A 23,000-nucleotide genomic window follows, 5' to 3' on the forward strand; every position below is an offset into this window, starting at 1 on the left:
CCTTTCCGCTCAGGGCAGGGGATGCGGATACGGGTTGTCGGGCAGGGAGCCGAAACCGAGGGCGGCCGGGAGGGAGTTGAGGCGGCGGGAGCCCAGCAGCCGGCAGGAGTGGACGCCGGAGAGGTGCTGGAGGCCGGGGACCAGGACCCGTACCACGTGCACGCCGGCCCGCCGGACGTCCGGGGTGGTCAGGTCGGCGACGAGGACGCGGTGCCCGGCGTCCCGCAGCTCCGCCGCGATGCGGTCGAGGGGATCGTCCTCGGCGGGCGGCGCGGGGCGTTCGGGGCGGAGGCACTCGGCGGGCCGGGTGGGATGGACGAGGTAGCCGGCCCGCTCGCGCAGCCCGGGGTATTTCGAGTAGAGGATGGCGTGCTTGTTGAAGTCGTCCACGTCGGAGAAGTCCTCGGCCATCTCCCAGTCCTCATGCTGGCGCAGCAGCCGGCGCACATAGGTGAGGCCCTGGGCGGCCTCCAGGAACGCCTTTTCCACGGCGGCCGTCGGCGACCAGCGGCAGGCGCTGCCGAAGGACATGATCTGTTCGCTGCCGCTGTGGTGTTCCATGACCGCGACCACGGTGGCGGGCGACAGGTCGAGCGAGAGGTCGTGGAAGCGGACCCGCCAGGTCTTGGCGCGCTCCACGAGGTAGGAGACGCGGGAGGAGGCCGTCACCGCGTCGGCGGGCATCGGGCGGGGCGGCAGCCGGTGCAGCCAGGAGATGGCGAGGGCGTCCCGTTCGATGATCTCGTACAGACCGCTGAGCACCGCCTGGCGGAAGGTGGGCCCCGCGGCCAGCCCGGTGGAGATGGACGGGCCGATGGGCGCCTCCTCCTGGACGCGGCGGTAGTGCATATGGACCTGGGAGGCGGGAGCGAGGACGGTCTCGCCGGTCAGCCAGTCGGTGCTGGGCGCCCAACGGACGGGAGTGGTCTCGCCGAAGGGGAGGAAGGGGAAACCGGGCTGCTCGTACTGGTGCGGGGCGAACAGGCCGAACTCGCCGGGGTGGACCGCCGGTTGACCGAGGTCACACCAGCGGGCGAGGCGCAGGTCCGCGCCGCGGTAGAAGCCGGCGGCGTACCGTTCCAGGGATTCCCCGATGGCCGCGGCGACGGCATCGGACTTGGTGAAGCCGGCCCCGCCATTGCGGGTGACCCGCATGGGTGGCTTCAGCAGGGAGAAGTCCGCGGAGACGCTGCCGCTGAGATAGACGGCGGGGCCGCTTTCGGCCCGGCGGACGCTGACGCCGTGGACGATCCCCACGCGGTCGTCCTCCACCGCGGCCATGCCGATGGCGTCGGGGTCCTCCTCCTCGGGCCGCTCGGCCGGATGGCCGGAGCAGACCGGGCAGTTGGGGACCGGCAACAGGTGGCGGCGGGCCGGGTCCGGGCCGCTGTCATCGCCCCACAGCAGCTCGTCGGCGTGGTCGGCCCGGGGGTCGGCCAGCCAGCCGGCGACGCGCCGGCCCACCGCGGCGGCCAGCCGTGCGGCGGTCCATGGCGCCACCCCGTGCTGCACCGGCCGGCCGCCGGTGCGGTCGAGGAGACGCATATAGTCCCGCCAGGTGGCGCCGTGCACCGAGTTGGAGCAGACGCGCATCCGCAGGCAGGCGTAGCAGGCGCCGCCGCGTCGCGGGCACCACAGGGGCCCGGCGAAGGTGCTGTTCTCGCCGGCGATGCCATAGACGAGGTGGGCGAGCCCGCGCTCGACGCAGCTCTTGCTCAGCGCCGCGGCCCTGGGATCGAAGAGCGAGGCGGTGGCGAGGATCACCAGCGCGGGAGGTGCGCCGTCCGGACCGTCCGCATCGGTGCCGGTTGCGGGAAGCTCGCCGACATCCACGGCCCCGGTCCCCGGGGTGCCGTCGGTGACGGCGAGCAGATGCCGGGTCAGGGCCCGGGGCCCGTAGACCGCCAGCCGGTGCACCGGTGCGGCCGCCGGTTCCCGTGCCGTGTCGTGCACCGGCTCGGCGGGGGCGTCCGGGGCCAGCATGGCCCGCAGCCGGTGCAGGGCGTCCGGTGCGGTGGCCAGCCCGCCGAGCCCCTTGCCGCGCACCCGGCGGACCTCGCCCAGGGTCTCGACAAAGCCGTTCTCGTCGTCGGCCAGGTGAATGCGGGTCCGGGTGTCGATGCCGGTCATGCGTTCCGCTCCTCCTTGCGTGTGCCGAGCAGCGTCAGATACAGGACCGCGTCGTCGCTGCCGTCCACCCCGACGAAGTCGTTGAAGTAGTCGTCGATGAAGGCGATCATCGGGTGGGCCACCAGACCGAGCGCGGTGGCGTTGGTCACCACGCTCTGTGCCAGATGACCGCAGTCCAGCAGGACGGTGCGGTAGCCGCGTTCGCGGTACTTCCACTGGTTGCGGCGGAATGCGCCGACATAGATGACCAGGGCCGCGGCACCCGCGACCCGGTCGCGGTATCCGGTGTACTCGGCGACTTCGGCCAATGTGCGGGAGCCATCGACAAGTTGCAGGGCGCATTTTCCGGGGTGGAAGTAGTAGAGGCCGCGTTCGATGCCCGTGACATTCTCGGCCAGCAGGAACAGGTCGCTGGAGTAGAGGCCGCCCGCGGACGGGGTGGCCCGCAGGGGCAGCCTCAGCCCCTCCCTCGCATCGGCGCTGCCGGTGACCGCGTAGCTCAGGCTGAGCAGGTGGGCGAGTTGGTCGCGGTCGAGGGGGCGGCTGCCCATGGGGGCCCAGGAACGGCGGCGGCGGACGCAGATATCGAGCGGCAGCAGCTCCGGGTCGCCGGCCGGCCGCAGCGGGTACTGGCGACGGGTGTGGCCGAAGTCCCGGTAGGCGAGGCCGAGCAGCCGGCGGGCGCGGGGGGCCATCTGTGCCAGATCGACCAGCGGAAGGCCGCCGGGGACGGTGCGCATCTTGGAGTTCTCGTGGAACACCCGGCTGATGCGGACCTGATCGCGCTCATAGGCCAGGGAGAGCTGGACGGGTGCCCGGAGCCCCGGGGGCGGGTCCTCGTGGACCGGGGCCGCGACGCCGGAATCACCGGGGACGATGCGGCAGCCGACGACATGGCCGGGGGTGTCCGTGGCGGCCGGGCTGAGAAGCGTGGCCGTTGCCCGGTATCCCGATCGCCGCAACCGCGCCCGGATTTCCGCCAGTTCACCCAGTTCATCCGGAGGTGACGGAGCCAGGCCGGAGTCGCCGGCGCCGTCATCCGGCAGCACGCCGACGGCCTGAGCCGGCCCGCGGCCCGCCATGGCGCCCGCGAGGGACACCGCCCCGGGAGCCGCCGCCCGGACCGGCCGGCCGGGGAGGGCGGCCGCATCGTCGCGTCCGCCGAGGGAGTCGATGACAAAGGCACGGAGGGCCGCCCAGACGGCCCGTTCGACGCCGCGCTCCTCCGACAGATCGCAGACGGTCGCCGTCCAGGGCTGTGCGGCGCGCTCAAGACGGACCACGGCGGTGAACGCGGGCACTCCGGCGACGTCGCCGGTGCGGTGGCAGTCGAGCCGGCCCGCGACCTCGCGCAGGGCCGGGACGGGCGGGCAACTCACCTTGCGGGACTGGCCCGTTGGCCGGTGCCGGCGGGCGAGCTCACCGTAGACGGCGCGGCAGACGGCCTCTTCCCGGGTCGGGGCGGCGCCCACGGCGCAGCGGGAAAGGGGGCCGGCGGCGCGGCGCAGGCGGAGCGCGGCGGCCCGTTCGGCCAGTTGCCAAAGAGCGGTCCGGCGGTCGGCGGCAACGGCCACGTCCAGCATGGGGATCGGGGTGGCGCGCAGGTCGAGGACCTCCCGGGCGGAGGCGGGGGGGACCAGCGCGGCGGCGTAGGCCCGGACGAACAGGGGCAGGGGAACGGTCCTGACGGCATACCCCTGCTCGGTTACACAGCGCAGCGGATCCGCCATGGTCAGACCTCCGTCCATTCCTGGGCGGCGGGGGCGTGGCGGGTGCACACGGAACAGTAGGGGTCGCGCCAGATGGCGGTGGTTGTCTGCTCGCAGTGGGTGGTGTCCACGGTGGTGACGCGGCCCCAGGGGTGCTCGCCCTCGATGGGGAGGAAGGCCCGCAGGGCCTGATGCGCCATCAGTCCGCCGAGCCAGCGCAGGGCGGCGGGCTGCGTGGTGGACCAGCTCGCGGGGCTGACGCGCGTGGCGTCGGCGGTGGTGCCGACAGGGCCGAAGCAGCTCAGGCAGGCGGTCTCCCCGGGGATGGTCCAGGGCCCGACCCGGACCTGGTGAAGACCGGCGAACACCGGCACCAGGGGGCAGCCGGCGTCGCACAGCCGTTGATTGGCCTCGTCGAGCTCGGCCTCGTCGGTGGCGACGACCACGGTGAGAGCAGGGGTGGTGCCGGGCTCGGCAAGGACCAGTCCCTGCTCCGCCAGGGCGGTGGCCAGGGGCGCGGTGAGAAGCGCGTCGCCCGTCAGCGCCAGCGGCTTGTCCTTCACCGCGCCGTAGGCGGGGCCGGGGGTGTCGGTCCGGCGGGCGATGAAGGAGTACAGCGCGCGGTCGGCCGCCGTGCGGACGGGGCTGTCCGGCCCGGTGGGGAGCAGCACACCGAGGTGCGTCAGCTGGTCGGCGAAGGGCAGGAGGCGGTCGAGGTCCTCGGCCGGGAGCTGTTCCCGCAGGGGAATGCTCCGGGTGAGCCGCGGAACGAGCCGGGTGACCACATCCCGCAGTTCCGCGCCGTGTTTCCCCGGCGCCTTCACCACATAGCGGCGTGGGCCCGCCAGAATTTCGAACCGGTCGTCCCCCAAGGAGGTCAGGGCCACATCGGTGGCCCCGACAACGGTGGTCTGTGCCAGGTCAGTTGGGTTCACGCCGCCAACGTACGGGCCGGGCCGGGGGCGGGCCGATACCGATTTCCCGTAGTACGGAACCACGGTTTTCCGGGCCATTGACAGCACAACTGCCCCTGGTCATTCGACAGTTGCGGATTGCCCGCGCAAATGATCCGCCAGAGTGCCGGTGGCGGCGGCGCGGGCCGGCGGGTGGAAGGCGAGGCAGCGGACGGCCGCTTGGAGGTAGGCGGCCCCGGGATCGGCGAGAAAGCCGCCTCCGCCCAGCGCCTCGACCGCGGCGGCCGCCACTTGGACGACGGCGTCCTGAGTGTGGTAGCGGGCCAGCAGGGCGGGCCCCAGGAGGTCGGTGCCGGCCGTGAGTTCGTCGGCCCGGGCGGCGACGCCCTCCAGTGCATAGCAGGCGCCCTCCAGGGTGACGGCCATGGCGGCCAGCGGCGCCTGGGCGGCGAGGGGCGCGGCCAGCACCCGTTCGACCAGGGCGGCGGCCATACCGGCGTAGGAGGCGGCGATCAGCAGCTCGAAACGGACCAGGGACTGGCGCAGGGCCTCCGAGGTGGTGCCCACCGGACCGACCTCGGAGACCAGCCGCCTGGGGACGAACACGTCCCGGAGGATGACTTCGTCACTCTCCGCCCCGGCGAGGAGGTGGCTGGGCCAGAAGGAGCGGCGGTCCAGTCCCGGGGAGTCGGCGGGGATCACGGCGATGGCGAGCCTGGGGTCGCCTGGGCCGTCGATCCGCACGGTGGCGAAGAGCAGGTCCATGGAACTGCTGAGGCTGCAGGGTTTCTTGCTGCCCGAGACAAGGATGCCGCCGTCGGTGGGGCGGCCGCTCATGTCGGGGCGCAGGATGCCCGAGCCGGGCCTGCCCTCGGCGGCACCGGACGCGACGAGCAGGGAGTTCCGGGCGACGGCCTCGGCCAGCAGCCACTCCATGCCCGCCTCCTGCCGGTCCCAGACGGTGAGTCCGGCCACGGAGAAGTGATGCATGGTGGTGGCCACCGCCAGGGAGGGTGCCCGGCAGCCGATCGCCCGCTGGATCCGGATCCCGTCCCGCAGGCCCACGCCGAGGCCGCCGTGGTCCCGGGGGATGAACAGGCCCGGCGCTCCCGCCTGCCGGAACCAGTCGATGGCGGGTGAACCGGGACGTTCGAGGGCGTCGAGGCCGGCCTGGGCGAGCCGGGCGTCGAGGCCGGGCAGGTGGTCCTCCAGCAGGCGGCGGTCCTCGGCCAGGAATCCGGCGTCGCTCATCGCCGTCCCCCGTCGTCGGCGGCTGTGGGGCGGTCCGCGCCGGGTCCGGCGCCCGGCTCCGTCCCGCTCTCCGTCCCGGCCTGGATCTCGATCTCCCCGACGAGCGCGCGGAGGATCACGGCTATGTAGTCGCCGAGGGTCTGCGCGGCGATGGGCTCGATGACATCGGCCAGGGTGGGGATGCCCATGTCGAATTCGCAGGCGAACTCCACCCGGCAGCCGCCCTCCTCGTCCCGGAGCTGCCAGTGGCCGGTGAGGTGGTCGAGGTCGCCGTCCCGGAGGGTGAACTCGACCCGGTGCCGGGCGGCGTCGAACCGTTCCTCCTCTGTCCATTTGAGGATGCCGCGGCGGAATTTCACCTCCCAGGAGCAGCCGGCCCGGCCGTCGCCGAAGTCCTCGGTGTCCACCCGCAGCACCGCGTCGGTCAGTTCCGGGTAACGGGGGAAATCACAGATGACCGGGTAGAGTTCGGCGGCGCTCCGCCCCTTGGCCACACCTGTCGTACGTACCTGTCGCATGGGAATCCTCCTGACCGCAAAGACGCTAGAGGTGGCGGCGCGCGACGGCGGCGGCGGCGCCCGCGACCGCGGTGCCGAGCCAGCTGAGTTCGTCGTCGCCGTAGAACACCGACGGGGTGAACCGCACGGTCCCCAGGGAGTTGGCCGTCGGGCAGACCACGACGTCACGCTCGAGGAGTTCCAGGACGAACTCGCCGGCCAGAGACTCCGAGATGAACTCGACACCGAAGAGCACACCGCGGCCGCGGACCTCACTGACCAGGTGCCGGCAGCCGGCGAGCCGGGTGTGCAGGAGCTCCCTCAGGCGGCCCTCCAGCTTCCGGGCCCGGCCGGGCGCGTCCTCGCGCAGGACCGCCTCGACGGTGTGCCGGACGGCGACGGCGGCCAGGGGATTGCCGCCGTAGGTGGAAGTGTGCAGGAAGGGGTCGCGGTTGAGGGGGGCGAAGACCTCGCCGGTGGCGACGACGGCGCCGACCGGGATCACTCCCCCGCCCAGGGCCTTGCCGCTGAGCAGCATGTCGGGTACGACGCCCTCGGCCTCCACGGCCCAGAGCTCGCCGGTCCGGCCCAGCCCGGTCTGCACCTCGTCGATGATGAGCAGGGCACCGGCCCGGCGGCAGGCCCGCGCGATGTCACGCAGGTAGCCGGGGGGCGGGATGCGGACGCCGCCCTCTCCCTGGACGGGTTCGACGATGACGGCGGACCGTTCGGTGAGGCGGGCGGCGAGGGCCGCGGCATCGCCGTACGGGACGAAATCGACCGGGCCGGGCAGCGGTTCGCAGGGGCGGCGGAAGGTGTCACGGCCCGTGACGCTCAGGGCGCCCAGCGTCTTGCCATGGAAGCCGCCACGGGTGGAGACCACATGGTTCCTGCCGTTCAGCCGGGCCAGCTTGAGTGCGGTTTCGCAGGCTTCCGCGCCCGAGTTGGCAAGGTACACATACTCCAGGCCGTCCGGGGCGGCGTCGGCCAGGGCCCGGCAGGCGCGGGCCAGTTCCTCGTGGAAGACCAGCGGTCCGGTGATGGCGAGGTCGGCCAGCTGGGCGCGGACCGCCTCGACCACCGGAGGGTAGCCATGGCCGAGGAGGAAGACACTGAACCCTCCGCAGTTGAGGAGCCGCCGGCCGTCGGCGGTATGGAGGTGGTCGCCCTTGGCGCGGGCGATGACCGGGGCGGCCATCAGATCCGCCAGCCGGGCCAGCCCCGAGTTGACGTGGCGGCGGTAGAGGCCGAGGACGTCGGCGCGGGACATCCGTGGTTCCGTGGTCATGCGATGGCCCCCGGAGGAATCAGACGGACCCGGCTCCCCCAGTGGGAGAGGGACGCATCGAGGCAGGAGACGAGGTCGGGAGGGTCACCGGGACCAGGCAAACCCGGCTCGACGGTGGGCAGTTGGCGGTCGGTCGTCAGCGGGCCGAGGATGTCGGTGAAGAGCTCCAGGCGCTTGCGGACATCGGCGCCGAGACGGTCACCGAAGGCGGGCATGATCAGGCGGTGCACCATCTCGGAGTCCACCATGCGGGGAGTGGGGACCTGCCAGCCCCTGCGCCGGGCGTAGGCGGTGCAGACCGCGGTGAACTGGTCGATGGTCAGGGCTCGTTTGCCGGCGGTGATCCAGTGCTCGCCGCCGGCTCCCGCCTCGATCAGGGCCACCGCGCAGGCGGCGGCATAGTCGCGCGGGAGGAAGTCGATAAAGGAGCCCGGAGCCACGGGGATGACATGGGCCTCACCGGTGACCAGGGCCTTCATGGCGGCGTACACGCCCTGGAAGCGGGGGATGGAGCCGTCGGCGCTATGGCCGATCACCAGGGACATGCGCAGGATCGACCAGGGCACTTGAGCGGCACGGACGAGTTCCTCCGCGGCCTGTTTGGACTCCCGGTAGGCGCGCGACCGCCCGGTGGGGATGCTGCCGGGGCGGCGCTCCACATAGATGGTGCTGATGAGGTGGAACGGGACTCCCGCGTCGGTTGCCAGACGCAGGGCATGGGCGGTTCCACCGGCGTTGACGCGGTGGATGTCGGCGGCGGACCGGGTGAAGGAAGTGATGGCCGCACTGTGGATGACACCACCGATCCGTCCGGCGAGCCGGCGGTACGGGCCTGGAGCCAGCCCCAGGGCGGGGACGGTGACATCGCCGGTGAGCAGGCCGGCGGCGTGGGACGGCCGGGTGCCGCCCTCCCGGACCAGGCCGATCGCCGCATGCGCGGGCAGGGCCGCCAGCAAGCTCTGTCCGACGACGCCCGCCGCTCCGGTGACAAGGTAGGGACGAGACATTGGAGGTGTCCTCCGGTTCGGTCGCGGGCCGGACGTGCCGGGCACGACCGGGTGTGTGGAGCGCGGGCCGGGCCGGTATCGGCGCCTGGCTCACATCAGCAGGGAGTAGCCGCCGTCGATCACCACCGTCTGCCCAGTGATCATCTCCGCCTGGCCGGAGAGGAGGAAGGCGGCGAGTGCGCCCACATCCTCGGGCCGGGTCAGCCGGCCCGCGGGGGTCCTGCCGAGGGCGGTCTCGAACAGTTCGGCATGCCAGGGAAAGCCCCGGGCGGCGTCGGTATCGACGAGGCCGGGGGTGACGGCGTTGACCCGGCAGTGCGGGGCGAGCTCGACGGCGAGGTAGCGCACCAGGGATTCCTGGGCGCACTTCGCTGCGGCGAGCAGGCCATAGGCGTGCGGCAGGACCCGCCGGGCGCCGAGGCTGGAGACGGCGAGCACGGCGCGCAGGCCGGGTGCGGCCTGGACGAGGCGGAGCAGGGTGCGGGCATGGGTCTCCACGGCCCAGTCCCAGTGGCTGCGCCGGGTCTGCGTCAGCGAACGCTCCACTCCGGTACCGGCGTTGGAGACGAGCAGGGTGGGTGCCCCGAGTTCGGCGGTGACCCAGTCGATCACAGCGGCCGGGACGTCACTGTCGGGGTCGCCGAAGAATGCGCGGCGGGCGACGGCCCGTACGCCGAGCTTTTCGAGGGCCGTCACGGTGTGTGCGGCGGCCTCGCGGTCGCGAAGGTAGGTGACGGCGACATCGGCGCCGTCGGCGGCGAGGCGGCGGGCGATACCGCCGCCAATGCCCTTGGTGCCGCCGGTGACCAGGGCCACCTGTCCGGCGAACGGCCGGGGCTCGGACGGGCCGTCGGACGGCGTCGGGGTCAGCTCCGGGGAGCGGCCAGGGCGAGGGAGCAATTGACACCTCCCAGCGCGAAGGAATTGCTGAGGGCGAGCGTGGTACGGGCGTTCCGCGCCCGGTGGGGAATCACATCGAGGTCGCAATCGGGATCGGGACGGCCGTAGTTGGCGGTCGGCGGCAGAATGCGGCGGTCCAGTGCGAGGGCGGTGGCGGCCGCCTCGGTGGCGGCGGTGGCACCCATGAGGTGGCCGTGCAGGGACTTGGTGGACGACACCGGGGGCGGGTCGGCGAAGAGCTCACGGATCGCCCGGGCCTCACAGGCGTCCCCGGCCGGGGTGCCGGCGGCGTGGGCATTGACGTATCCGACGTCGCCGGCCGGCCGGCCGGCCATGCGCAGGGCTCCCTTCATCGCGGCCAGGGCGCCCCGCACGTCGGGCCGGGGGCGGGAGAGGTTGTAGGCGTCGGCGGTGTGGCCGTAGCCGACGACCTCGGCGTAGATATGCGCCCCGCGGGCGCGGGCATGCTCCGCCTCCTCCAGGACCAGCACGGTCGCTCCCTCGCTCATCACCAGGCCGTCGCGGGCGGCGTCGAAGGGCCGGCAGGCCTGCGCGGGGTCGCCGCCGTGGGTGGACAGGACCCGGGCGCGGGCGAAGGTGCTCAGCGCAATGGGGTTGAGCGGGGCGTCGCACCCGCCGGCGAGAACGATGTCGGCGGTGTCCTGGCGGATGAGGTCCATGCCGCGGGACAGCGCGTGGCCGGAGGCTGCGCAGCCGGTGGTGGGACATTCGACGGGTCCCATGAAGCCGTAGCGCATGGAGACCAGGCCCGCGGCGACCGTGGGCATCATGGCCATGCTGGTGGAGGGCGAGATGGCCCGCCAGCCACGGGCGGTGAGCACCGCGGCCTCGCCGGCGATGCGTTCCATGCCGGCGTAGGCGGTCGCGATGACCACGGCGGAGCGCAGCGGGTCGGCCTCGGTGCCGGTGAGAGCGGCGTCCTGCATGGCCAACGCGGCCGCGTGCACGCCGAGTTGGGCGAATCGCTCGGCACGGCGCAGGACATGGCCTTCGATGTGGTCCTCGGGCCGGAAGCCGTGGATCTCCCCGGCGGCGGTGACGGGGAAGCCGGGGAGAGTGACGCGGGTGAGGGGGCCGATGCCCGGGCGGCCCTCCCACAGGGAGTCCTCGAAGTCCTTGACGCCGATTCCGATGGGGGTGACCGGGCCGATACCGGTGATCGCCACCCGGCGGGCGGTCATGAGCGCTCCAGCAGTTGGGTGACCCGGTCCACCAGCCCCCGGACGACCAGCATGTCCTGGAGGTTTTCGTCGGTGATGGTCAGGCTGTGGCGTTCCTCGAGGATGGCGACGGCACTGATCAGATCGACCGAGTCCAGGCCGAGATCGTCGAAGAGGTGGGCCTCGGGGGTGATCTGTTCGGCGGGTACGGCGAACCGTTCGGTGAGCAGCGTGCGCAGTTCGTGCTCCACCGTGTCCCTGGTGCTCTTCACGGCTGTACTCCTTGCCGGTCGGGGATGTCGGGTCACAACCCGCCGTCGATGTGGATGAGTTGTCCGGTCATGGCGGGGTTGTTCACGCAGTGCCGTACGGCCGCGGCCACATCCTCGGCGGATACCAGGGCTCCGGTCGCGGTGAGCTGGAGGTACCGGGTGCGGGTGGGCCCGCCCACGTCGGCGGTGAGGCGGGAGGCGACGAGGCCGGGCGAGACCACATTGGCGGTGATGCCGTGCCGGCCGGTCTCCCGGGCGACGGCGCGGGTCATTCCCAGCAGACCTGCCTTGGCGGCGGCGTAGTTCGCCTGGCCGGGCACGCCCAGCGCCGCGGCGGCCGAGCCGATGCTGACGATCCGGCCATGGCGCGCGGCGAGCATATGGGGCAGAGCCTGACGGATGCAGCGGAACGCCCCGGTGAGATTGGTGTCAATGACCTCGTCCCAGTCCTCGTCGCGCATGCGGGCCGCGGGCCGGTCGTGCCGCATGCCCGCGGCGTTGACCAGGACGGTCACCGGGCCCAGCGCCTCGGCCGTGGCGCGGAACGCGGCGCGGACCGCGGCGGCGTCGCGGACGTCGAGCGGGAGGGCGACGGCTTCGGGCAGTGCGGCCGCCAGGGCGCGGGCCGCGCCCTCCGCGGTGCGGTAGCAGGCCGCGATGCGTATGCCGTCGGCGGCCAGCGCCCGGCAGGCCGCCGAGCCGATGGCGCCGCCGGCACCCGTGACGAGGGCGACGCGGGGCTCATCCGCCATGGCGGTCCTCCGTGCCGGCCGGCCGGGGCGCCGCCCGGTCCTGCCGTTCGGGCTGGAAGGGGCGCGGGGTACGGGCCTCCTCGTCGCCCGAGACCAGCCGCAGGTCGAGCCGGTGCTGCGGCAGCGTCTCGCGGATGAGGCCGAGCAGCCGGGCGGGGGAACCGGGGCCGAGTTCGGTGAAGGCCCGGTGTCCGTCGGCGGCGGCGCTCTCCACGGCCGCCCGGAAGTCCACGGTCCTGCTCATCCCCGTCACCAGGAGCTCCTTGATGCGGCCGGGATCGGTGGTGGCGGTGCCGGTGACACAGGAGTACAACGGGGCGGCGGGCGGGCGGAGTTCGATGTCCTTCAGGGCACGGCGCAGCGTGTCCGAGGCCGGCTCCATCAAGGGCGTGTGGGCGGCGTAGGGCACCCGCAGGACCCGCGTGCGGTGGGCGCCGCGGGCCCGGCACCGGCGGGCCGCCTCCTGCATGGCGGCGTTCTCGCCCGCGAGGACGGTCTGGGTCGGGCTGTTGACGTTGGACACCGCAATGGCCGTTCCCCGGCGGGCAATTGAGCCGCAGACGGCGCGGACCTGGTCGGCGGTGAGGCCGAGGACGGCCATCATGCCGGTGTCCGTCGTCGCGGCGTCGGCCATGGCCCGCGCGCGCTGCGCGGTGAGGACGAGGCCGGTCTCGAAGGAGAGCGAGCCGACCGCGGTGAGGGCGGCGAACTCGCCGAAGCTGTGGCCGATCACGCCCTCGGGGGGCGGCCCGTGCCGCAGCAGCGCCCGGGCCGTGGCGACACCGACGACAAACAGGGCGGGCTGCACGGTGGCGGGGTCCCACGCGGGCTCCGGGTCGGTCAGGCAGCAGCCGGTCAGGTCGGTGCCGAGGATGTCGCGGGCGGTGCGGAGCAGGGCGGGGGCCTCACCGCAGCCGGCCGCCATATGCGGGCGCTGTGCGCCCTGGCCGGGGAAGACCCAGATGCTCATGTTCCCTCCTGCGGTGAGGTCGCGCAGTGCCCTTCCCGACCGATCCCCAGTGAGCCTAGGGAATGCCGCACACGGTCAGCCATCCCGGAATTCCTTAACAATGTCCTGGGGATTCCCGGGAGTATCCGCGGGGGTGTACGCGGTGACCAGCGCCGGCCGAATGGTGCCCGCCTCGTATTCCCGGCGGGCGGCGGCAAGAGTGGCCCGGAGCAGGTCGGCCTCGGCCTGCCCGAAAATCGCTGCCACATCGCCGGAGAAGATCTCCATCACTTTGAGCCGGTCACGCAGCAACGCGGCGGCCCAGTCGGTGAGATCACGGATCCGTATGCCGAGGAATCCCGCTTCCGTCAGCTGGCGGAGCCGCTCGGATTCGCCGGTGAGAAAGAAGACGCCGGGCGGGTGGAAACGGCGGAATCCGGCCGAGGGCGTGCGTCCCGCGCGAACCAGGCTCACCTCCTCGGTCATCACCAGCACCCCGCCGGGCCGGAGCACCCGGAAGGCCTCGGCCAGCACCGCGCCGGGGTCCGGGAAATGCGGCAGGGAACCGGTGCACACCACCGCGTCGAGACAGCCGGTGCGCAGTGGCAGGGCGTGCACATCGGCCTGGAGGGGCCGGACGGGCGGGCCCGTGGCGGCCGCGATGCGGGCGCAGAGACGGATGTGTTCGGCAACGATGTCGATTCCGACGGGCGTTGCGACGGTACGGCCCCGGGCGCGCAGCCCGGTGGTGAGGTGGCGGAGGGCGCCCCCGAGGCCGCAGCCCAGTTCGGCGAGTGTGAGGGGGCCGCCGGGCGGGAGGAGGCGGGTGAGGGCGGCGACGACGAGGTCGCAGCCGGGCGGCCCGAAGTGGCCGAGTTGGTCAAGACCCAGCGCACGGGCCTGTGCGGGGTCGCCGGCCAGGTCGAGGGCGTCGGCGTAGGAGCGGTCCCAGTCGTCCAGTGCGTGGAAGAGCCCATGGTGGTAGTCGCCCTGGATCCGGCGCTGATGGGCGGTGTCGTTCCGCATGGCTGATCCCGGTGGTCCTTCCGGCAGGGGGCAACACATGACGGCGTGCGCCCGCTCCGTCGCGAGACGGAGTGCGGACGCACGCCCGGGATACTGCGGTGATTACTCGAACTCGACTTCGGAGATGTCGAGCGAGGAGGTGGACGTGGAGGTGCTGCAGCCTTCCTCGACACCGATGGCCTCAAGGCTCGATACCTGCTCGTCCACAATCTCGAACGTAATGTCCGCCATTGCCTTCCCCTCCTTCACTTGGGCTTTCCTGATGGTGCGTCATCACCCTAGGACGACCGGGTAAAACCGGCCTCACGGGTTGCCGTGGGATTTCGCGGATTACTCGGACTCCACCCAGGCGATCTCAATCGAGGAGGCGCAATTCGCAGCACGGCAGGAGCACCCGGCGGGACGGACATCACGGGATTCCGTGGGAATTCCGGGACGCTCAGGCCAGGCCGAGCACCGTGGCCCGTTCGACGACTTCCAGGCGGTTGCGGGCGCTGAACTTCGCCAGCAGGTGCCGCATGTGGTACTCGACGGTGTTCTCGCTGACGAACAGCACGCCGGCGATCTCGCGGTTGCGCAGCCCCCGGACGAGGAGTTCCAGGACGTCGCGTTCGCGCCGGGTGAGATGGGGAGCGGGGCCCGTGGCCCGTTCGCGGAGAGCGTCGCTGAAGACGCGGTCCATCACATTGACGTCGAGGGCGCGGGCGGCGCGCAGGGCGGCGGCGGCGCGACTCAGACTTATCGTTTCTTCAAGGTAGACCTGACAACCCCGGCGCATCCAGCGGTCGCGCCGGCGCCAGTCCCCCCGCCGCCCCAGCATGGCCAGACGGACGTTCTCACGGACGGCCCGGGCGCCGGAAACGGCGGTCTCGATGTCACCGTCGTCCAGTTCCTGTCCGGCCAGGACCCAGTCGGCGCTGCGGGTGTGCACGGCCGGCGCGAGCTCGTCGCGGTCGGCGCAGCGGTAGACCCCCATCCCCCCGGACTGCTGGAACCGTCCCTCGGGCATGGCGGACCACGACCCGACGAGGATGACATGACAGTCCACCGTGTGGGATGCGCACAGCGGACTCGTCATATCGCTCGGCATGACTCGCATCACAAAGCTCCCCCGATCCAACAGATGTGACATGGTCAGTCGCTCGGCGCGCGGACCGGTCAGCCCTCCCCCTTGAGCCCGGCCCGCGCGTACAGCCACCGCAACCAGCGTGGCGCCCACCAGTTGGCGCGTCCCATGACCAGCATGAACGCGGGTACCAGCACGCCACGGATCACCACGGCGTCCACCAGCACGGCCAGGAACATGCCCAGCCCGAGCAGTTTGAGCACGGAGACACCGGAGCTGGCGAGTGCCAGCAGCACCCCTCCGATCAGTACGGCCGCCGCCGTGATGATCGAGCCCGTCCTGCCGACGCCCTCGATCACCGCGCGGGTGTTGTCGCCGTGCAATGCGTACTGTTCACGGATCCGTGACATCAGAAAGATCTCGTAATCCATGGACAGGCCGAATGCGGCGCAGAACATCAGGACCGGTACCGTCACATCCAGGTATCCGGTCGAGACGAAGTCGCCCACCAGCCACTTGAGATGGCCGTCCTGGAAGACGTACACCATCGCTCCGAACGAGGCGGTCAGGCTGAGCGTGTTGAAGAAGATGGCCTTCAGGGGCACTACCAGGCTGCCGGTGAAGAGCAACAGCAGGACGAACATCACCAGCGCGATGAGGCCCGCCGCATAGGGAAGCCGGTCGGTGATCACCGATTTGGTGTCGGTGAAGAGCGCGGACGCGCCCGCGACAAACCTCTCGCCCGGCCCGGGACCCGCTCTGATGTGCCGGACGACCTGCTCGCTGCGGTCCGAGAAGGCGTTGTCCTCCGGCACCGCCATGATCCGGGTGACCCCGGCATGCTCATAGGCGTCGGGCGGGAGATTGGCCGGGCCCGTCCTCGTCCCGTGCTCATAGCGACCGGAGGCGCCCATGGCGTAGGCGACGCCGTCGAGCCGCGACACCTGCCGCAGATACGCCTCTCCGGCACCGGGAGAGGCGCCCCGGACCACCACCTGGATGGGGTCGAGCACTCCCTTGTCGAAGTGGCCCTCGATAAAGCGGGCGGCGCGGTACGCCTCGGCGTGGGCGGGCAGCACCCGCTCATCGGTCAGACCGAACGTGGCTTGGGTAAACGGCAGTCCCAGCAGTACCAGGAACCCGGCGACGGGCAGGGCCACCCGCAGCGGCCGGCGGGAGATCCGGGTTGCCAGCCTCGACCACCAGGACTCGGCGGCCCCCACGGATGGCCGGTGGCCGAGCCTGCGCAGCCAGGGAGTGATGTCCCCGGCCTCCAGCCACCGGCCCGCGGCCAGCAGCGCCGCGGGCAGAACGACCACGGCCACCACCCCGGCGCTGAGCACCGCGGGAATCGCCGCATAGGCCAGGGAGCGCAGGAAGTACAGCGGAAAGAGCAACAGGGCGCTCAGGCACAGCGCGACGGTCAGCGAGGAGAAAAACACCGTCCGCCCCGCCGTCCGTACCGCGGTGACCGCCGCGTCATGGGCGTCCCTCCCCCGGGACGTCTCCTCCCGGAACCGCATCAGGAGGAAGAGGCTGTAGTCAACGGCCAGTCCGAGCCCCAGAGCCGTCGTCAGATTGAGCGCGAAGACCGAGACATCGGTGAACTCGGTCACCACCCGCAGGATGGTCAGGGTCAGCACCACGCCGACCACGCCGACCGCGAAGGGCAGCAGCGCGGCCAGGACCGTGCGGAAGACCACCAGCAGGACGAGCAGGATCACGGGAGCGGCGAAGAGCTCGGCCCGCGCCAGATCGTTGTCGCTCTGCCGCTGGAGTTCGGCGCTGGACTCCGCCTCGCCGGTGGCCATGACGTCGAATGGGACATGACGTCCCGTCAGTCCGGGGACGATGCGTTTGGCCGTCCGCTGGGCCCGGTCGTCGTCACCGGCCAGACTCACGGCGACCACGGCGGAGCGGCCGTCGCGGGCACGCAACAGCGGATCGCCCGTCGTCCACGGGGACTGCGCCGCCGTCACGCCCGGCAGCCGCTCGACCTGCCGGACGTAGTCGAGGCCGGCCCGGCGGACCGCCGGGGAGTCCACGGGCGCGTCTGCACGGAGCAGGAGAACCAGCCGGGGACGCTCCATGGAGAAGGCCGCGCGCAGTTCGGCCTCCGCCGTCCGTTCACTGGCGGTTTCAGCCGCATACCCGCCGTTGGAGAGCCGCCCGACGGCCCCGGAGCCGTACCAGCCGGCCAGCGCCACCACGACCACCGTCAGAGCGAGCACCAACCGGCGGTGACCCAGGACGAGTTCGGTGACCTTGACCAAGGCGGTGCGACTGCCCGGTGCGGCGGAACAACTGTCTGCTGCGCCCAAGACTCCCCCCAGCTTGGCCGTGCTCGGACGGGTGGACCGGCACCGTCCGCGGGGCCTGTGCCCGCAGGCCGGTGCCGCCACCGCCAAAATGATACACGCAAGTATGTATGATCCTTTGGATCATATGGCGGCACCCGGAAACCCGTAGCCATCGTGACGGCCCTTACAGGGCGGATAAAACGGCAGAACCGGCCAGTTGACGGGTCGTACCCCACTGCCCATCATGTGCCGCAGAGCGCCGCACACAGCGGGGCCGGCGCCGGTATGGCGGATGGGGTGCGCCGGTCAGGTCCGTCCTGTCCAGGAGTCCCCATGCCCCACCGCCGCACTACCACCTTCACTCCCCCAACAGCCGCGGTGCACCGCAGCGTCGATGTCGTCGTCGTGGGAGCCGGAATGGCCGGCCTCGCCTGCGCCCGCGCCCTGCACCGGCGCGGGGCCGACACCATCGTGCTGGAGGCCCGCGCCCGGGTCGGCGGCCGGGTGCTGACCACCTCGGCCGACGGCCGGCTCGTGGAACTCGGCGGACAGTTCATCGGGCCGGGACAGTCCCGCGCCTATGCCCTTGCCGCCGAGCTCGGCCTCCATCCTCTCCCCACCCACGCCTCGGGCCGGCACCTCGTAGAGGACACCCGCGGCCGTCCGCACCGCTATGCGGGCTCCGTTCCGCACTGCGCCCCGCATGCCCTGCTCGATGTCGCCCTCGCCCTGCGGCAGTTCGAGCACCTCGCCCGCACCATTGACTGCGCGGCACCCTGGCGCTCCCCGCACGCCGCGCGGCTGGACGCCGCCACGCTCGGCGACTGGATCCGCCGTCACGTCCGCACCCGGCACGGACGCCGCCTGTTCACCCTCGCCTGCGAGGCCGTCTGGTCCGCGCAGCCGGCCGAACTCTCGCTGCTGCACGCCCTGTTCTACGCCCGGGCAGCAGGCAGCTTCGACGCGCTGCTGCGCACCGAGGGCGGCGCACAGCAGGACCACCTCGCCGAGGGGGCCCAGGCGCTGGCACTCCGCATGGCGGACCAACTCGCCGGGCGCGTACGGCTGGAGACGGCGGTCCGCTCCATCACCCAGCACGACGGCACCGTCCGGGTCCGGACGGCGGACGGTGACACCTGGCGCGCCCGGCATGTGGTGGTCGCCGTCCCGCCCACGCTCGCCTGCCGGATTCACTACGACCCGCCGCTCCCCGCGGAGCGAGACGCGCTCACCCAACGGCTGCCGATGGGCAGCGTCGTCAAGTGCGTGGCTCTGTATCCGGCACCCTTCTGGCGGCGGGAAAACCTCAGCGGGCAGGTCACCAGCCTGTGCGGGCCGATGCGCGCCGCCTTCGACAGCTCCCCCCGGGACGCCTCGTACGGCGTCCTCCTCGGATTTGTCGAGGGCTCCGCCGCCCGAGCCCATGCCCGCCGGTCGCCGGGCGACCGCCGGGCCGCCGTCACCGCCCAGCTGGCCCGTCTCTTCGGTCCGCGGGCCGGCGAACCGCAGCACTACACGGAGGTGGACTGGGCGGCCGAGCCATGGACCCGGGGCGGATACGCCGCACTCTTCCCGCCCGGCGCCTGGACCCTCCTGGGGCCCGCCCTGCGCCGCCCGGTCGGCCGGATCCACTGGGCGGGCACCGAGACATCCACCCGCTGGTGCGGCTATATCGAGGGCGCCCTCGACTCCGCCCATCGCGTCTGCGCGGAGATCACCGCAGCGGAGGCCGGCTGAGCGGTTTCCTCCTGGAACTGGCACATTTCGCACCGGAGATGACGCGGCCTCCGGTCCGCCCTTCCCCTCCCTCCCCGGCCCGTATTAGCCTCAATCCGGGCGCGAGAGGCGGGCCTGGGGGTCAACTCGGCAGGTGAGCGGGTTGAGTTCCGTCGTAGTCATGAGCAGTCGTGGAAGACGAGAACGATAAGGACGTCGCCGTGCCCACCGGGAATCTGCTGGCCATCAGTGATCTGCACGTCGCCTACCAGGACAACCGGGCCGTCACGGAATCCCTGCGTCCGGTCACCGAGGACGACTGGCTGATCGTCGCGGGGGACGTCGGCGAGCGCTACGCCGACATCGAATGGGCGCTGACCCTGCTGGCGCGGCGCTTCGCCCGGGTGATCTGGGCGCCGGGCAACCATGAATTGTGGACCGTCCCCCAGGACCCTTGTGATCTGCGGGGCGAGAAGCGCTATCTGCACCTGGTGGAGCTGTGCCGCGGCCTGGGCATCGACACGCCCGAGGACCCCTACCCGGTGTGGGACGGGCCGGGCGGGCCGGTGGCGGTGGCGCCGCTGTTTGTGCTCTATGACTACTCGTTCCGGGTGCCGGGGGCCGACAGCAAGGAGGAGTCGCTGCGCCGGGCCAGGGAGGCCGGGGTGGTGTGCAGTGACGAGTACTTCCTGCACCCGGACCCCTATCCCGCCCGGGAGGACTGGTGCCGGGCCCGGGTGGCCTACAGCGAGCGCCGGCTGGCGGCCGTTGACCCGGACCTGCGCACGGTGCTGGTCAACCACTGGCCGCTGGTGCGCGAGCCCACCCGGATCCTGCGCTACCCCGACTTCGCCCAGTGGTGCGGCACCGAGCTCACCGCCGACTGGCATCTGCGGTTCCGGGCCGCCGCCGGGGTCTACGGGCATCTGCACATCCCCCGGGTGACCCGGCATGACGGAGTCCGGTTCGAGGAGGTCTCGGTCGGCTACCCGCGCGAATGGCGGCCCCGCGGCCCACGGCGGCTGCCCCGGCAGATCCTGCCGGTGCCGGCCGACGACCGGGAGGGGTTCATCCATTGATCGAGCGACTGGTGCCTGCCTGGGCGGTGGCCGAGGAGGCGTTCGAGGACGCGGCGCAGGACGTGACCGGCGTGCTGTTCCCCGAGGAGGCCGCCGCAGTGGCACGGGCGGTGCCCAAGCGGCAGCGGGAGTTCGCCACCGTACGGGTCTGTGCCCGGGCGGCGCTCGGGCGGCTGGGGTACGCCCCGGCACCGCTGCTCTCCAGCCGGCGCGGCGCGCCGCGCTGGCCGGGCGGGGTGGTCGGCAGCATGACCCACTGCGACGGCTACCGGGCCGCCGTGGTGGCCGGGGTGGCGGACGCGGCCTCGCTGGGGATAGACGCCGAGCCCCACGGTCCGCTGCCGGACGGTGTGCTGCGTGTCGTCTCCCTGGAGAGCGAGCGCACCCATCTGGCGCGGCTGGCCGCCGAGCGGCCGGAGGTGCACTGGGACCGGCTGCTGTTCAGCGCCAAGGAGAGCGTCTTCAAGACCTGGTATCCGCTCACCGAGCGGGAACTGGACTTCTCCGAGGCCGAGTTGTCCATTGACGCGGCGGCCGGGACCTTCGAGGCCCGGCTGCTGGTGCCCGGTCCGGTGGTGGGCGGGGAGCGGCTGGCCGGTTTCACCGGCCGCTGGCTGGTGGACCGTGGCCTGGTGGTCACGGCCATCGCCCTGCCGGCCCCGGCCGCCGAGCCGGACCATGGGACGGCCGAGGAGGCCGCCGTCCGGTGACAGACACGGGCGTGGCGCCCGCCGACCGCGTCGGGGGCGCCACGCCGGGGGACGGTCCGCTTGTGGCGGGCGTCCCGGTCGCGGAGGGTGCTCCGCGCGTCAGGAGTTGATGCAGACGTTGCCGCTCGCCGCGTTCAGCAGACCGACGATGTCGATGGAGTTACCACAGAGGTTGATCGGCACATGGATCGGGATCTGGATGACATCACCGGAGAGCACACCGGGCGAGTGGGCGACAACGCCTTCCGCGTCCGCGTCGGCTACGGCGGTGCCGGTGACGCCGGCAAGAGCGAAGCCCACTGAGGCGGTCAGTACAGCTGCCTTGGCGAATCGTGACATGTGGTGACACCTTTGTTCGGTCTGACGGAACGAGCTCACGGCCAGTGACCGGTCGCAGCCCGGATAAACGCATGGCAGACGCAAAGGTTTCGTCGGTGAAGCGGACGGGTGACCGTCTGTCACCGGATGGGATGTGTCCGGAAAACTACCGTTCTGTTAGCGCCCGCACCATGGGGACGGCTGGCGAGCGGCCGTCCGGCGCCGCCTATGAGCACTCGCCGGACCGGCGCCCCTCTCCCGCCAGATGTTCCATCAGCACCGCCCGCAGCTCCCGTGCGGCGCGCGGCGGTGGGGCGTCCTTGCGGTGTGCCACCGCGACGGTACGGCGCATCCGGCCGTCCGCGAAGGGGGTGACCCGCAGCCCCGAGCGGGCCGCCACCATGCCGGGCACCACCGCCAGGCCCAACCCGGCCCGGACAAAGCCCAGTACGGCATCCATCTCGCCGCCCTCCACGGTGAAGGAGGGCTCGAAACCGGCCGCCCGGCAGGCGGCGATGGTCATCTCCCGCAGGTCATAGCCGCGCCGGAACATCACCATGGGCAGTCCGCGCAGCTCCTCGACGCGCAGCCGGGCGCGGCGGGTCGGCGGCGGTACGGACGGCGAGGTGACCACCACCAGCTCCTCATGGAGGAGTTCGGTGGTGGTCAGGGCCGGGGCGCCCACACCCAGCGGGGTGATGATCAGCGCCAGGTCCAGGCCACCGGCGGCCAGGGTGCGCACCAGGTCCTGGGAGCCGCCCTCGTCGATCAGCAGCTCGATGCCGGGGAAACGGGCGTGATAGGCGCGCAGCACATCGGGGACCAGGCTGGCGCACAGGCTGGGCGGGGCACCCAGCCGCACCCGGCCGCGCCGTAGCTGGGCGACCTCCTGCACCTCACGGTGGGCGGTCTCGGTGTCGGCCAGGATGCGGCGGGCCAGCGGCAGCAGCGCCTCCCCGGCGTCGGTGAGGGTGATGTTGCCGCGCGCCCGGTGGAACAGTGCGGCCCCCAACTCCCGTTCCAGTGCCCGGATCTGCTGGGAGAGCGAGGGCTGGGCGACATGCAGCGTCTCGGCGGCCCGGGTGAAGTGACGGACTTCGGCGAGGGCCGCGAAATAACGGAGCTGCTGGAGTTGCACTCCATCATCGTAGATAGGCATTGCCTATGGAAACCAGCTGCACCATGTCTTGGACGCATCACCGCTTGCCGACCTAGCGTCGGGTCCATGGCACTGGCGACGACCCGGACGGCCCGCGACCCGTCCCTTATCGGCTCCCTATGGCGCTCGACCGTGGGCAAGAAGGCGGTGATGGCCGGCACCGGCCTGATCATGCTGGCCTATCTGGTGGCCCATATGCTGGGCAACCTCAAGGTCTTTTTCGGGGCCGGGGAGTTCAACCGCTACGGGCACTGGATACGCACCATTGGCGAGCCCTTTCTGCACCATATGTGGTTCCTCTGGCTGGCCCGGGTGGTACTGACCGCCTCGGTGGTGCTGCATGGCGTGTCCGCGTACCAGCTCAGCCGCCGCGATCTGGCGGCGCGCCCGGCGAAGTACCGGCACTCCCGGCGGCGCAGCAGTTATGCCACCCGGACCATGCGCTGGGGCGGGGTGATTCTCGCCCTGTTCATCATCTGGCACATCCTGGACCTCACCACGCTCACCGTGAACCCCAACCACCAGGAGGGCCATCCGTACCAGAATCTGGTCGCCTCCTTCGACCGCTGGTATGTCTCCGCCTTCTATATCGCCGCGATGCTCGCGCTGGGGCTGCATATCCGGCATGGGTTCTGGAGCGCGGCCCAGACGCTCGGCGCCAACTCCCCGCGCCGGGACCGGGCGTTGAAGGCCATGGCCAATCTGCTGGCGGCGGTGCTGACTTGTGGCTTTATCGCCGTTCCGGTGGGCGTTCTGACAGGAGTCGTGAGCTGATC

The 23,000-nt window shown here is 72.0% G+C and carries 22 protein-coding genes; 4 read left to right on the forward strand and 18 right to left on the reverse strand.

What is annotated here, in order from left to right:
* Nucleotides 1–9: 9 nt before the first annotated feature.
* From CV755_RS17795 to CV755_RS17865, 16 genes are all read right to left on the reverse strand, one after another.
* Nucleotides 10–2,130 carry a TOMM precursor leader peptide-binding protein gene (locus tag CV755_RS17795; RefSeq protein ID WP_109281201.1) on the reverse strand — a complete coding sequence of 707 codons (2,121 nt, stop codon included), beginning with the start codon at nucleotides 2,128–2,130 and terminating at the stop codon, nucleotides 10–12.
* A complete protein-coding gene (locus CV755_RS17800) occupies nucleotides 2,127–3,860 on the reverse strand; it encodes a SagB/ThcOx family dehydrogenase (RefSeq protein ID WP_109281202.1) in 1,734 nt (577 codons plus the stop codon). The genes CV755_RS17795 and CV755_RS17800 overlap by 4 nt, the downstream gene beginning before the upstream one ends.
* A gap of 2 nt (nucleotides 3,861–3,862) precedes the next feature.
* On the reverse strand, nucleotides 3,863–4,774 hold the full coding sequence (locus tag CV755_RS17805; RefSeq protein ID WP_153068689.1) for a hypothetical protein: 912 nt from the start codon (nucleotides 4,772–4,774) through the stop codon (nucleotides 3,863–3,865).
* Nucleotides 4,775–4,873: 99 nt separating this feature from the next.
* The gene (locus tag CV755_RS17810; protein WP_109281204.1) at nucleotides 4,874–6,004 is read right to left on the reverse strand and encodes an acyl-CoA dehydrogenase family protein; all 1,131 of its coding nucleotides are present in this window, start codon (nucleotides 6,002–6,004) and stop codon (nucleotides 4,874–4,876) included.
* Nucleotides 6,001–6,522, reverse strand: a complete 522-nt coding sequence (locus CV755_RS17815) for a type II toxin-antitoxin system RatA family toxin (RefSeq protein ID WP_109281205.1) — start codon at nucleotides 6,520–6,522, stop codon at nucleotides 6,001–6,003. Before CV755_RS17815 ends, CV755_RS17810 begins: the two co-directional genes overlap by 4 nt.
* Nucleotides 6,523–6,547: 25 nt before the next feature.
* A complete protein-coding gene (locus tag CV755_RS17820) occupies nucleotides 6,548–7,789 on the reverse strand; it encodes an aspartate aminotransferase family protein (RefSeq protein ID WP_109281206.1) in 1,242 nt (413 codons plus the stop codon).
* Nucleotides 7,786–8,796, reverse strand: coding sequence for an SDR family oxidoreductase (locus tag CV755_RS17825; protein ID WP_109281207.1), 1,011 nt, complete (start codon nucleotides 8,794–8,796; stop codon nucleotides 7,786–7,788). The genes CV755_RS17820 and CV755_RS17825 overlap by 4 nt, the downstream gene beginning before the upstream one ends.
* 90 nt (nucleotides 8,797–8,886) lie before the next feature.
* Nucleotides 8,887–9,696, reverse strand: a complete 810-nt coding sequence (locus CV755_RS17830) for an SDR family oxidoreductase (protein ID WP_161968715.1) — start codon at nucleotides 9,694–9,696, stop codon at nucleotides 8,887–8,889.
* Complete coding sequence (locus tag CV755_RS17835; RefSeq protein ID WP_109281209.1) at nucleotides 9,663–10,898, reverse strand: beta-ketoacyl-[acyl-carrier-protein] synthase family protein; 1,236 nt, start codon at nucleotides 10,896–10,898, stop codon at nucleotides 9,663–9,665. The genes CV755_RS17830 and CV755_RS17835 overlap by 34 nt, the downstream gene beginning before the upstream one ends.
* On the reverse strand, nucleotides 10,895–11,149 hold the full coding sequence (locus CV755_RS17840; RefSeq protein ID WP_161968716.1) for an acyl carrier protein: 255 nt from the start codon (nucleotides 11,147–11,149) through the stop codon (nucleotides 10,895–10,897). The genes CV755_RS17835 and CV755_RS17840 overlap by 4 nt, the downstream gene beginning before the upstream one ends.
* A 32-nt stretch (nucleotides 11,150–11,181) precedes the next feature.
* Nucleotides 11,182–11,901 (reverse strand): SDR family NAD(P)-dependent oxidoreductase, encoded by a 720-nt coding sequence (locus tag CV755_RS17845; RefSeq protein ID WP_109281211.1) that lies wholly within the window; start codon nucleotides 11,899–11,901, stop codon nucleotides 11,182–11,184.
* The gene (locus tag CV755_RS17850; protein WP_109281212.1) at nucleotides 11,891–12,871 is read right to left on the reverse strand and encodes an ACP S-malonyltransferase; all 981 of its coding nucleotides are present in this window, start codon (nucleotides 12,869–12,871) and stop codon (nucleotides 11,891–11,893) included. The genes CV755_RS17845 and CV755_RS17850 overlap by 11 nt, the downstream gene beginning before the upstream one ends.
* 75 nt (nucleotides 12,872–12,946) lie before the next feature.
* Nucleotides 12,947–13,876: a class I SAM-dependent methyltransferase gene (locus CV755_RS17855; RefSeq protein WP_109281213.1), complete on the reverse strand. Its 930-nt coding sequence runs from the start codon at nucleotides 13,874–13,876 to the stop codon at nucleotides 12,947–12,949.
* A 102-nt stretch (nucleotides 13,877–13,978) separates the two neighbouring features.
* Complete coding sequence (locus CV755_RS36725; protein WP_277751827.1) at nucleotides 13,979–14,107, reverse strand: hypothetical protein; 129 nt, start codon at nucleotides 14,105–14,107, stop codon at nucleotides 13,979–13,981.
* A 208-nt stretch (nucleotides 14,108–14,315) separates the two neighbouring features.
* Nucleotides 14,316–14,975, reverse strand: coding sequence for a helix-turn-helix transcriptional regulator (locus CV755_RS17860; protein ID WP_153068691.1), 660 nt, complete (start codon nucleotides 14,973–14,975; stop codon nucleotides 14,316–14,318).
* A gap of 59 nt (nucleotides 14,976–15,034) precedes the next feature.
* Nucleotides 15,035–17,263 carry an MMPL family transporter gene (locus tag CV755_RS17865; RefSeq protein WP_153068692.1) on the reverse strand — a complete coding sequence of 743 codons (2,229 nt, stop codon included), beginning with the start codon at nucleotides 17,261–17,263 and terminating at the stop codon, nucleotides 15,035–15,037.
* 264 nt (nucleotides 17,264–17,527) lie between these two features.
* On the opposite strand from CV755_RS17865, the gene CV755_RS17870 reads away from it, so the two are divergent.
* From CV755_RS17870 to CV755_RS35175, 3 genes are all read left to right on the forward strand, one after another.
* Entirely contained in the window at nucleotides 17,528–18,979 is a 1,452-nt protein-coding gene (locus CV755_RS17870) for a flavin monoamine oxidase family protein (RefSeq protein ID WP_338323677.1), read from the forward strand.
* A gap of 170 nt (nucleotides 18,980–19,149) precedes the next feature.
* Nucleotides 19,150–20,037 carry a metallophosphoesterase family protein gene (locus CV755_RS35170; RefSeq protein ID WP_241561267.1) on the forward strand — a complete coding sequence of 296 codons (888 nt, stop codon included), beginning with the start codon at nucleotides 19,150–19,152 and terminating at the stop codon, nucleotides 20,035–20,037.
* A complete protein-coding gene (locus tag CV755_RS35175; RefSeq protein ID WP_241561268.1) occupies nucleotides 20,034–20,747 on the forward strand; it encodes a 4'-phosphopantetheinyl transferase family protein in 714 nt (237 codons plus the stop codon). The genes CV755_RS35170 and CV755_RS35175 overlap by 4 nt, the downstream gene beginning before the upstream one ends.
* A 99-nt stretch (nucleotides 20,748–20,846) precedes the next feature.
* On the opposite strand, the gene CV755_RS17885 is transcribed toward CV755_RS35175, so the two are convergent.
* Together CV755_RS17885 and CV755_RS17890 are read right to left on the reverse strand one after the other, a co-directional pair.
* Complete coding sequence (locus tag CV755_RS17885) at nucleotides 20,847–21,086, reverse strand: chaplin (protein ID WP_109281218.1); 240 nt, start codon at nucleotides 21,084–21,086, stop codon at nucleotides 20,847–20,849.
* A 205-nt stretch (nucleotides 21,087–21,291) separates the two neighbouring features.
* Nucleotides 21,292–22,203 (reverse strand): LysR family transcriptional regulator, encoded by a 912-nt coding sequence (locus tag CV755_RS17890; protein ID WP_109281219.1) that lies wholly within the window; start codon nucleotides 22,201–22,203, stop codon nucleotides 21,292–21,294.
* Between the two features lie 87 nt (nucleotides 22,204–22,290).
* On the opposite strand from CV755_RS17890, the gene CV755_RS17895 reads away from it, so the two are divergent.
* Nucleotides 22,291–22,998 (forward strand): succinate dehydrogenase cytochrome b subunit, encoded by a 708-nt coding sequence (locus tag CV755_RS17895; RefSeq protein WP_109281220.1) that lies wholly within the window; start codon nucleotides 22,291–22,293, stop codon nucleotides 22,996–22,998.
* Nucleotides 22,999–23,000 lie beyond the last annotated feature (2 nt).

It is taken from the genome of Streptomyces orinoci (assembly GCF_003121295.1).
Classification (GTDB): domain Bacteria; phylum Actinomycetota; class Actinomycetes; order Streptomycetales; family Streptomycetaceae; genus Streptomyces; species Streptomyces orinoci.